At 73.6% G+C, this 10,915-nt stretch carries 10 protein-coding genes; all 10 read left to right on the top strand.

What is annotated here, in order from left to right; all coding sequences use genetic code 11:
• The 10 genes from E3Z34_RS01265 (at position 1) to E3Z34_RS01220 (ending at position 10,870) form a co-directional block, all read left to right on the top strand.
• A complete protein-coding gene (locus tag E3Z34_RS01265; protein ID WP_134772154.1) occupies positions 1–954 on the top strand; it encodes an ABC transporter ATP-binding protein in 954 nt (317 codons plus the stop codon).
• Complete coding sequence (locus E3Z34_RS01260; RefSeq protein WP_134772153.1) at positions 951–1,682, top strand: ABC transporter ATP-binding protein; 732 nt, start codon at positions 951–953, stop codon at positions 1,680–1,682. The genes E3Z34_RS01265 and E3Z34_RS01260 overlap by 4 nt, the downstream gene beginning before the upstream one ends.
• 9 nt (positions 1,683–1,691) lie before the next feature.
• Positions 1,692–2,708 carry a UDP-glucose 4-epimerase GalE gene (galE, locus tag E3Z34_RS01255; RefSeq protein ID WP_134772152.1) on the top strand — a complete coding sequence of 339 codons (1,017 nt, stop codon included), beginning with the start codon at positions 1,692–1,694 and terminating at the stop codon, positions 2,706–2,708.
• A gap of 79 nt (positions 2,709–2,787) precedes the next feature.
• Positions 2,788–3,174, top strand: a complete 387-nt coding sequence (locus E3Z34_RS01250; protein WP_134772151.1) for a BlaI/MecI/CopY family transcriptional regulator — start codon at positions 2,788–2,790, stop codon at positions 3,172–3,174.
• A 4-nt stretch (positions 3,175–3,178) separates the two neighbouring features.
• Positions 3,179–4,090 carry a M56 family metallopeptidase gene (locus E3Z34_RS01245; RefSeq protein WP_134772150.1) on the top strand — a complete coding sequence of 304 codons (912 nt, stop codon included), beginning with the start codon at positions 3,179–3,181 and terminating at the stop codon, positions 4,088–4,090.
• 121 nt (positions 4,091–4,211) lie between these two features.
• Positions 4,212–5,675 carry a cytochrome ubiquinol oxidase subunit I gene (locus tag E3Z34_RS01240; RefSeq protein ID WP_134772149.1) on the top strand — a complete coding sequence of 488 codons (1,464 nt, stop codon included), beginning with the start codon at positions 4,212–4,214 and terminating at the stop codon, positions 5,673–5,675.
• 38 nt (positions 5,676–5,713) lie between these two features.
• Positions 5,714–6,829 (top strand): cytochrome d ubiquinol oxidase subunit II, encoded by a 1,116-nt coding sequence (gene cydB, locus E3Z34_RS01235; RefSeq protein ID WP_134772148.1) that lies wholly within the window; start codon positions 5,714–5,716, stop codon positions 6,827–6,829.
• A gap of 96 nt (positions 6,830–6,925) precedes the next feature.
• Entirely contained in the window at positions 6,926–8,821 is a 1,896-nt protein-coding gene (locus tag E3Z34_RS01230; protein WP_134772147.1) for an ABC transporter ATP-binding protein/permease, read from the top strand.
• Entirely contained in the window at positions 8,812–10,533 is a 1,722-nt protein-coding gene (gene cydC, locus E3Z34_RS01225) for a thiol reductant ABC exporter subunit CydC (protein ID WP_238695285.1), read from the top strand. Before E3Z34_RS01230 ends, cydC begins: the two co-directional genes overlap by 10 nt.
• Positions 10,526–10,870: a hypothetical protein gene (locus E3Z34_RS01220; RefSeq protein WP_134772146.1), complete on the top strand. Its 345-nt coding sequence runs from the start codon at positions 10,526–10,528 to the stop codon at positions 10,868–10,870. Before cydC ends, E3Z34_RS01220 begins: the two co-directional genes overlap by 8 nt.
• Positions 10,871–10,915 lie beyond the last annotated feature (45 nt).

Raw genomic sequence — 10,915 nt, 5'->3', positions numbered from 1 at the left:
ATGTCCGACACCACCACCGACCGGTCGCCCGGTCTCGCCGCGGTGCGCGAGCACCAGGGCCCGGACATCTGGTGCGAGGACCTGGTGCGCATCTACTCCACCGAGGGGGTCGAGGTGCAGGCCCTCCAGGGCCTCAACCTCGTCGTCGACCCCGGGGACGTCGTGGCCCTCGTCGGCGCCTCCGGCTCCGGCAAGTCCACGCTCCTGGGCATCCTGTCCGGCCTGGACCGCCCGACCGGTGGTCGTGCCCGCGTCGCCGGCGTCGACCTGCTGACGATGAGCCGCGCCCAGCGCGTCGACTACCAGCGGCACACCGTCGGCTTCGTCTGGCAGCAGACGTCCCGCAACCTCCTGCCCTTCCTCACCGCCGCCGAGAACATCGCCCTGCCCATGGTCATCAGCGGCCGCCGCGAGCGCGCCCGGCGGGTGGCCGAGCTGCTCGAGCTGCTCGGCATCGGCGAGGTCGCGTCCCGCCGCCCCGCCGAGCTGTCCGGCGGGCAGCAGCAGCGGGTCGCCATCGCCACCGCCCTGGCCAACTCCCCCGCCGTCCTGCTGGCCGACGAGCCCACCGGCGAGCTGGACGACGCCGCCTCCGAGCAGGTGCTGGAGGCGATGCGCCAGGCAGCCACCGAGCTGGGCACGACCGTGCTCGTCGTCACCCACGACCCCACCGTGTCCGACCACGTCCGGCGCACCGTGGCCATCCGCGACGGGCGGACCTCCACCGAGGTGCTCCGCTACGTCGTCACCGACGAGGACGGCGTCGAGCGCCGGGTGGCCAAGGAGTACACCGTCATCGACCGGGCCGGCCGGATCCAGCTGCCCAAGGCCCACGTCGAGACGCTGGGCCTGCGCGACCGGGTCCGCCTGGAGAAGGAGCCCTCGCACGTGCAGGTGTGGCCCGACGACGAGCACCACCTGACGCGGCCCGGGCCGACCGAGGGAGACTCATGAGCACGACGACCGGTGAGCGCACCGCATACCCGCCGCCCGGGGGTCGCCCGGCCGTCCTGCGGGCGGAGGCCCTGCACCGCACGTTCGGCACGGGCGCCGGCGAGGTGCACGCCCTGGCCGGGGTGAGCCTCGACGTGCCCGCGGGGCAGCTGACCGTCGTCCGGGGGCCGTCCGGGTCGGGCAAGACCACCCTGCTCAACCTGCTCGGGGGTCTGGACCGGCCGACCGGCGGGCGCGTCCTGCTCGACGACGGTCGGGTGCTGTCCGAGCTGCCCGAGAAGGACGTGCTGGCGGTCCGGCGGGAGCGGATCGGCTACGTCTTCCAGAGCTTCGGCCTCGTGCCGGTGCTGTCCGCGGCCGAGAACGTCGAGGTGCCGCTGCGGCTGCGCCGGGTCCCCGTCGCCGAGCGCGCCGAGCGGGTCGCGCGGGTCCTGGAGCTGGTCGGCCTGACCCGGCACGCCAAGCAGCGGCCCTACGAGCTGTCCGGCGGCCAGCAGCAGCGGGTCGGCATCGCGCGGGCGCTGGTTGGTGACCCCGACATCCTCATCGCCGACGAGCCCACCGGGCAGCTGGACTCCGAGACCGCCGCGACGATCATGGACCTGCTCGTCGCGCTGACCCACGAGCGCGACATCGCCTCCGTCGTCGCCACCCACGACCCGGTGCTCATGAGCCGGGCCGACCAGGTCGTCGAGCTTCACGACGGGCGGCGCGTCGGTCGCGGCTAGGCTCGGGGTATGCGCGTCCTCGTCACCGGCGGAGCCGGCTACATCGGGTCGCACACCGTCGTCCAGCTGGCCCGGGCCGGCCACGAGGTGAGCGTCGTCGACGACTTCTCCAACAGCCGCCCGAGCGCCATGGCGCGGGTGAGCGAGCTGGCGGGGCGCGACATACCCCTGGAGTCCTTCGACGTCGGCGACGTCGAGCGCCTCGGCGACCTGATGGACCGAGGCCGGTTCGACGCGGTCGTCCACTTCGCCGCCTACAAGGCCGTGGGCGAGTCGGTGGAGCGGCCGATCGCCTACTACCGCAACAACCTCGGCGCCACGCTCGCGGTGGTCGAGACCATGGTCAGGTATGCCGTGCCGCACCTGGTCTTCTCCTCCAGCGCCACCGTGTACGGGGCGGACGCCCCGGTGCCGATGACCGAGCAGCTGCCGACGTCGGCGACCAACCCCTACGGCTGGACCAAGGTGATGAACGAGCAGATCCTGCGGGACGCCGTCGTCGCCCACCCCGAGCTGCGGGTCGCGCTGCTGCGCTACTTCAACCCCGTCGGCTCGCACCCCAGCGGCCGGATCGGCGAGGACCCCTCCGACGTCCCCAACAACCTCATGCCCTACCTGGCCCAGGTCGCCGTCGGCCGGCGGGAGAAGCTGTCGGTCTTCGGCGACGACTACGACACCCCGGACGGCACGGGCGTGCGCGACTACATCCACGTCGAGGACCTCGCCGCCGGCCACCTGGCCGCGCTGGACCGGATCAGCGCCCACGACCGTCCGCTGTCGGTGTGGAACCTCGGCACCGGGCGCGGCACCTCGGTGCTCGAGCTGGTGCACGCCTTCGAGCGCGCCAGCGGTCGCCCGGTCCCCTACGAGGTCGTCGACCGCCGACCCGGTGACGTCGCCGCGTCCTACGCCGACCCCACGCTGGCCGAGCGCGAGCTGGGGTGGCGGGCGACCCGCTCGGTGGAGGACATGTGCGCCGACACGTGGCGCTGGCAGCAGGCCAACCCGGACGGCTACCCGGTCTGAGCGACGCCGTACCGCTGCCGAGGAATCCCTGCCCGGTCCTCCGGTGTGATCTACGACATGTCCGTAGTAGAATGGTGCCATGGCCCTGCGCAGCACCTCCCTCGGCGACCTCGAACGCACCGTGATGGACACCCTCTGGACCCACGGTCCTGACCTGTCGGTCCGCGACGTCATGGACCACCTCCCCGACCGGGAGGACAAGGAGCTCGCCTACACCACCGTCATGACGGTGCTGGACCGGCTGACCAAGAAGGGCATGGCCTCCCGCACCCGAGACGGCCGCGCCTGGCGCTACACCGCCGACGCCTCCCGCGAGGAGCTCGCCGCCACCGCGCTGCGCTCGGCCCTGGACAACGTCCAGGCCGACCGCAAGCTGGCGATGCTCCACTTCCTCGACGACGCCTCACCCGCCGAGCTGGACGACCTCAAGGCCGCCCTCGCCGAGGTCGAGCGCCGACACACCTGAGCCCGTGACGGCGCCGGTCGTCACCGCCGCGATCATCACCGGGGCGCTGCTCCTCACCCTCGTCGCCCCGCGGGCCCTCTCCCGCTGGGAGCTGCTCCGGAGGGATCCCGCCGCCGGGCTCCTGCTGTGGCAGAGCGTGAGCATCTCCGGCGTGCTGCTCGCTCTGCTGGCCGCACCCGTCGCCGCGCTCACCCTCGAGCTCGACCGTCGCCCGGTCCTGCTGGCCACCGCCTGGACCCTCTCCCTGCTCATGCTCGCGCGGGTGCTGTGGTCGGGCCACCGCGTCGGGTCGGACCTGCGTCGTCGGCGGGCCCGCCAGCGGGAGCTGGTCGACCTGGTGGGTGAGCGCCTGGACAGCCTGGGGTCGGTGCAGCGGCACGACCCGATCTCCGTCCTCGCCTCCGCCAGCCCAACGGCCTACTGCCTGCCCGGCCGGCGCGACCGGATCGTCCTGTCCCGCGCCGCCGTCGACCGGCTGGGCGAGGAGGAGCTGCGGGCGGTCCTCGCCCACGAGCAGACGCACCTCGACCACCGGCACGACCTGCTGCTCGAGCTCTTCACCGTGCTGCACGAGGCCGTGCCGGCCCCCGTCCGTGCCCCCACCGCGATGCGCGAGGTGCACCTGCTGGCCGAGCTGCTGGCCGACCGCGGCGCCGTCCGCCGCTCCAGCGCCCCCGCCCTCGGTCGGGCCCTCGTCGCCATGGCGACCCCCGCCCCGCCGGTCGACCCCGGGCCCGACCGCACCGGTCTGCTCGAGCCCGCCCTGACGGGCAACGGTCAGCACGGCCAGGTGCGCACCCGTCTGGGCCTGCTGGCCACCGACCCCGCCCCCACCTGGGTGCGGGCGGGGCTCGTCGGGGCCTCGGGCGTGGTGCTGGCCCTGCCTCCGGCGCTGGTCGTCACGCTCGGCTGGTGACCGTGCGACCTCGTGACCTGGTGACCGGGCAACCGCCCCGGACCGCCGTCACCGACCACCTCCCCTTCGGGTGTAGATTCTCTACGTAAAGTAGTACGTACTACAGCACCCGGGAGACGCGATGGACGTTGTGGACCTGGCCCGGTGGCAGTTCGGCATCACGACCGTCTACCACTTCTTCTTCGTGCCGATCACGATCGGCCTGAGCCTGCTCGTGGCGGTGATGCAGACCGCGTGGATGCGCACGCGCAACCCGCAGTGGCTCCGGCTGACGAAGTTCTACGGCAAGCTCTTCACCATCAACTTCGCGCTCGGCCTGGTCACCGGCATCGTCCAGGAGTTCCAGTTCGGGATGAACTGGTCGGACTACTCGCGCTTCGTCGGCGACATCTTCGGCGCTCCGCTGGCGATCGAGGCGCTGCTCGCCTTCTTCCTCGAGTCGACCTTCCTCGGGCTGTGGCTCTTCGGCTGGGGCCGCATCCCGGAGAAGCTGCACGCCGCCTGCATCTGGCTGGTGCACATCGGCACCATGCTCTCGGCCTACTTCATCCTGGCCGCCAACTCCTTCATGCAGAACCCGGTCGGCTACCGCGTCAACCCTGACTCCGGCCGGGCCGAGCTCACCGACTTCGTGGCCGTGCTGACCAACAAGGTCCAGCTGGTCACCTTCCCGCACGTCATGACGGCGGCCTACATGACCGGCGGCGCCTTCGTGCTCGCCTTCGCGCTGTGGCACCTGTGGCGGACCCGGACCCCGCAGACCGACAAGCCGATGTATCGCAAGGCCGCCAAGCTCGGCGCCTGGACCCTGCTTGTCGCCTCCCTCGGCGTCATCCTCACCGGCGACCTCCAGGGCAAGATCATGACCGAGGTCCAGCCGATGAAGATGGCGGCGGCCGAGGGGCTCTACGAGGACGTCCCCGAGGGCGTCGGCGCACCCTTCTCGATCATCACCGTCGGCACGCTCGACGGCCGCGAGGAGGTCTGGGCGCTCACCGTCCCCAAGCTGCTCTCCTACCTCGCCACCGGTGACCTGGAGGGCGCGGTCGAGGGCATCGACCACATCCAGGAGCGCTACCAGCAGACCTACGCCGGCAGCGACCTCACCGAGGTCGACGACTACCGCCCGGTCATCCCCGTGACCTACTGGAGCTTCCGGCTGATGATGGGCCTGGGCTTCGCCGGCATGGCCGTCGCGCTCGCCGTGCTGTGGCTGTTGCGCGATGGGGAGCCGGACTCCGAGACCCGGATGGAGGGCCGGGCCTGGGCCGGCTGGGCGGCGGCGGTCGTGCTCTTCCTGCCGCTGTTCGCCAACAGCTTCGGCTGGATCTTCACCGAGATGGGCCGTCAGCCGTGGGTCGTCATGGGCCTCATGACCACCCAGACCGGGGTCTCCCCCGGGGTGGGCGTCGGCTCGGTCGCGACCTCCCTGGTCGTCTACACCCTCCTCTACGGCGTGCTCGCGGTCGCCATGGTCGGGCTCTCGCTCCGCTACGGCCGGGCCGGGGCCGAGATGGTCCCCGAGGACGCCTCCTACGACCCGAAGAAGCGCTCCGACGACGACGAGCTCGTCTTCACCTACTGAGCCGCCGCGGACGGCATACCCGAAGGATCTGGTGGAACATGGAACTGACGACGATCTGGTTCGTCCTCATCGCGGTGCTGTGGATCGGCTACTTCTGCCTCGAGGGCTTCGACTACGGCGTGGGGATGCTGCTGCCGGTGCTCGGGCGTGACGAGGAGGGGTATGCCGCCCGCGAGGCTCTCCCCGCGGCCGGCGGTCCCTGGTCCGGCGAGACCCGCAGGCGGCAGATGCTCTCGGCGATCGGCCCCTTCTGGGACGGCAACGAGGTGTGGCTGCTGACCGCCGGCGGCGCGATCTTCGCCGCGTTCCCGCACTGGTACGCGACCCTCTTCTCCGGCTTCTACCTGCCGCTCCTGCTCATCCTCGTGGGCCTGATCATCCGCGGCATCGGCCTGGAGTACCGCGGCAAGGTCGACTCCCGCGCCTGGCGGGCCCGAATGGACGCGATGATCGTGCTCGGGTCCCTCCTGCCTGCCCTGCTGTGGGGCGTGGCCTTCTCCAACATCGTGTCCGGCGTGCCGATCGACGCGCAGATGGAGTACGTCGGCGGCTTCTGGAGCCTGCTCAACCCCGTCGCCCTGCTCGGCGGGCTGGTCACCCTCACGCTCTTCCTCACCCACGGGGCGATCTTCGTCTCCCTCAAGACCGACGGGCAGCTGCGCCACGACGCGCGGGCGCTGGCGCTGCGGACCGGGGTCGTGAGCGCGGCGCTGGCCGTGGTGTGGCTGGGCATCCTGCACGTCCGCACCGGCAGCACGCTGTCCTGGCTGCTGGCGATCCTGGCCGCGCTCGCCCTCGTCGGCGGCCTGCTCCTGACCTGGCGCGGGCGGGAGGGCTGGGGCTTCGCCGGCACCTTCGGCGCCATCGCCCTGGCGACCTCCTCGCTGTTCGCCGCGCTCTTCCCGGACGTCATGCCCACCACGCTCGCGGACGGCCTGTCGCTGACCAAGGACAACGCCTCCTCGACCGAGCTGACGCTGACGATCATGACCTGGGTCGCGGTGATCTTCGTGCCCGTCGTCCTGCTCTACACCGTCTTCACCTACTGGACCTTCCGCCGGCGGGTCTCGGGGCACCACATACCGACGGGGGTGCACCACGCCGCGGTGACGCAGGAGACCCGGGCGGCCGTGCGGGAGCCGGCCGACTCCTGATCGCGTGCGTCCCTTCGACCCGGCCCTGCTCCGTGCCCTGCCCGCGACCCGGGGACCGGTCGGCCTACTGACCGCGCTGGGGATCGTCTCCGGGGGGTGGCGATCACCCAGGCGGTCCTCCTGGGGGTGCTGGTGGGGCGCGTCGTGACCGGTGACGCCTTCGCGGACGTCCTGGGGTGGCTGGTCGCCTCGCTGGGGCTGCGCGGGATCCTCGCCGCCGCGACGGAGCAGGCGGCCCGTTGGGCCGGGCTGCGGGTCGTCGCCGTGGTGCGGCTGGCGACCCTACGCCACTGGCTCGCGCTGCCCGAGGGGCGCCGACCGGGCACCGACGCCGCCGTGGCGCGGGCGACCGAGGGGGTCTCGGCCCTGGAGGCCTACGTCTCGCGCTACCTCCCGGCGCTGGTGACCGGGGCCGTGGTGCCGGCGCTGACGGTCGGCACCCTGCTGGTCATCGACCCGTGGAGCGCGCTCATCGTGGTGCTGACGCTGCCGCTGCTGCCGCTCTTCGCGGCCCTCATCGGCCAGCACACGCAGGCCGAGACCGAGCAGCGCTGGGGGGCGATGGCGCTGCTGGCCGGGCACTTCCTCGACGTGGTCCGTGGCCTGCCGACGCTGGTCGCCTACGGCCGGGCGGACGCCCAGGTGGAGGTGGTGCGCACGGTCGGGGAGCGCCACCGCAGCGCGACGATGCGGACGTTGCGGACCGCCTTCCTGTCCACCGCGGCGCTGGAGCTGCTCGCCACGATCTCGGTGGCGATGGTCGCGGTCGCGGTGGGCCTGCGCCTGGCCTACGGCGCCATGGACCTCACGGTCGGGCTGGTGGCCATCCTGCTCGCACCCGAGGCGTACTGGCCGGTGCGGCGGGTCGGCCAGGAGTTCCACAACGCGGCCGACGGTGCGACGGTGCTCGCCGAGCTGGGCGCCGACGGGGTGCTGGGCGGGCCGGCGGACGTGGCGAGGGCTGGTGGGCTGCGGCCCGGGAGGGGCCTGGCCCTGGAGCACGTCAGCTACGCCCACCCCGGCCGCGAGCGCACGATCGTCGACCTCACCCTGCACGCCCCCGCCGGGCCCGGTCTGACCGCCCTCGTCGGGCCGAGCGGTGCGGGCAAGACCACCGTGCTGGAGCTCCTCGCCGGCCTCCGCGTGCCGGACGTCGGCCTGGTCAGCGCTCCCGACGCGCACCTGGCCGGGCAGCGACCGGTCATCCTCCCCGGCACCGTCCGCGACAACCTGCTCCTGGTCGGGGGTGCGGCCGCCGAGGAGGGCGCGGAAGGTGGCCGCGAGGACTCACGCGAGGCCGTGGACTCGGCTGGCGCCGTCAACGCCCGAGGGCCCGACGACGCACCTGGGGCTGTGGACGCACCCCGACCCTCCTCCCGCACCCACCCCGGTGACGACGAGCTCGTCGCGGCGCTCCGCCAGGTCGGGCTCTGGGATCAGCTCGCCGAGCGCGACGGGTTGAAGACGCCGCTGGGGGACGACGGCTTCGGGCTGTCGGCGGGACAGCGCGCCCGCCTGGCCCTGGCCCGCGCCCTGCTGTCACCCGCTCCCCTGGTCCTGCTCGACGAGCCCACGGCCAACGTCGCCGCCGAGGCCGTCCCCGCGCTGCACGCTCTCATCACCGGCCTGGCCCGCGAGCGCCGCGTGGTCGTCGTCACCCACGACCCCGACCTCGCGGCCAGGCTGACCAGGTGTGGCGGATCACCGCGGCCGAGGATGGTGGTGCAGCACTCTTGTGCCACATTCATCGTCCGGGCGATGAATGTGACACAAGAGCCGTGCACATCGATGGGGTGGATGCCTCCGGTCCGGCTGAGCACCCCCGCATTTCCGGCGAGCGCCCGCCCGGTCCGGAAGAGCACCCATCCGCCCACGGAGAGCGCGCGCACGTCCCCGGGCAGGTCGAGCCGCTGCCGCTGCCGACCGGGCGCCGCGGGCTGGTGGTGGCCTGCCTCCTGGGCGGGGCCTCGGTCGGGTGCGGGGTGGCGCTGACGGCCACCTCGGGCTGGCTGATCGTCCAGGCCTCGACGATGCCGGTCATCCTCACCCTCCTGGTCGCGATCGTGGGGGTGCGGGCGTTCGGCATCTTCCGCCCGGTGCTCCGGTATGCCGAGCGGCTGGTGAGTCACGAGTCGGCCCTGGGCGAGCTGGCGGCCCGGCGGGCGGAGGTCTTCGCCCGGCTCGTCCCGCTCACCCCCGCGGCGCTCGGGCGGCGCAGCCGTGGGGAGGTGCTCACCGCGGTCGTCCGCGACCTGGACGACGTGGTCGACGAGCAGGTCCGGGTCGTCGTCCCGGCGTGGTCCGCGGTGATCGCCACCACCGTCGGGGTCGTCCTGGCCGCCTGGCACGTGCCGTCGGCCGGGGTGGTCCTCATCCTCGGCGGGGCCCTCGTCGCCGTGGTCGCCGCCGCCGACCGCGTCGCCGAGCAGGTGGCCCAGGCCGAGTCGGTCGCCCGTCGCGGCGAGGTGCAGCACCGCACCACCGCCCTGGTGTCCCGGCTGCTGGCTGTCCAGGCCGTCACCGGGCTTCGGGCGGACCGCAGCCACCTCCTGGCACCGGTGGCGCAGGCCGAGCAGGCGCAGCGTCGGGCGGAGCAGCGCCTCATCACCGCCCGCGCCACCGCGCTGGCCCTGCTGTGGATGGTCGTCGCGGGCACGGTGGCCGCCGTCGTGGGCCTCACCTGGCGCGCGCTGACCGCCGACGCGATCACCGCGCCGGTGGCGGCGATGGTGGCCCTGATCCCGATGGCCCTGGCCGACACCTGGGTCGGCGCGGCCGACATCGCCGGCGCCCGCGCCCGCGCCCGCGCCGCCGGTCACCGCCTGGAGCAGGTGCTGGGGCGCACCCCCGCCGTCGCGGCAGCAGCATCGGTCCAGCTGACGGCGGGCCGGCGGGGCACCGCCCCCACCGACCACCGGACCCCTGAGGTGGGAGGCCACGGCCCGGGCACGCCCTCCCTGCGCCTGGACCGCACGGGGGCGCACTGGCCGGCCCCGCCGCCCGCCGTCGATGGCGACGACAGACCCGGCGACCTCCAGGGCCTTGACGCCCGCCGGGTCGACCAGCCCCTCGACCTCCACCCCCTCGACCTGGACCTCCCCCCGGGCAGCCGCGTGGCGCTCACCGGCCCCAACGGCGTCGGCAAGTCCACCGCCCTGGCGGTCCTCGCCCGGTCGCTGGACCCGGCGGTCGGTCGCTACGAGGTCGACGGCACCGACGTCCTCGACCTCGACCTGCAGCAGGTCCGCGCGCTGGTCGCCCTCGTGGACGACGAGCCGCACGCCTTCGCCGGGACGGTGCGCGCCAACCTGGCCCTCGCGGCCCCTCACGCCCGCGACGCGGACCTCGTCGCCGCCCTGGACGCGGTCGACCTGGGCCGCTGGTTCGCCACCCTCCCGGAGGGACTGGACACCCGCCTCGGCGGGCTGTCCGGGGGTGAGCGCGCCCGGTTGTCGATGGCCCGGGCCCTGGTCTCCGGACGGCCCGTCGTGCTCCTCGACGAGCCCACGGCCCATCTCGACGACGCCACCGCCGAGCGGGCGATGGGGGGTCTCCTGGCCTCACGGGATCCGGGGACCGGGGTGGTGGTGCTGGTCACCCACCGTCCCGCCACCGCCGCCGGCTGGACCGCGGTCGACCTCGGCGCCACCCTCGCTTCCGGCGGCGCGAGGGCGGACGATCGGCTACCTTGCCCGTATGGATGACTCGCTGTGGCTGTGGGTGCTGCTCCTGATCGTCGTGGTCGCCGTCGCGGCGATCGTCGTCTGGGCGCTGATCGCGCGGCGCAAGCGGCTCGAGGCGGCGCGCGCCGAGGCCCAGGTCATCCGACAGCGCGCCCAGGGCGGCTCCGCGGTCGCGGCCTCCGCCGAGGAGCGTGCCCGCGACCTGCAGCAGCAGGCCCGGGAGGCGCAGCAGCAGGCTGACCAGCTGCACGAGCAGGCCGAGGACGCCACCCGCGTCGCCCGTGAGGAGCGTGACCACGTCACCGGTGAGCTGCTCGAGGCCGACGCCGTGGACCCCGACGTCAAGAAGCGCCGCTGACGGGACCGGCAGGACCGTCCCCGTCCCGGTCCCTGCCGGTGCGCG

Origin of the sequence: Ornithinimicrobium flavum (assembly GCF_004526345.1) — a bacterium.
Taxonomy (GTDB): domain Bacteria; phylum Actinomycetota; class Actinomycetes; order Actinomycetales; family Dermatophilaceae; genus Ornithinicoccus; species Ornithinicoccus flavus.
Note: the sequence above shows the minus strand (reverse complement) of the source record. Positions and strands in the feature narration are given on the sequence as shown.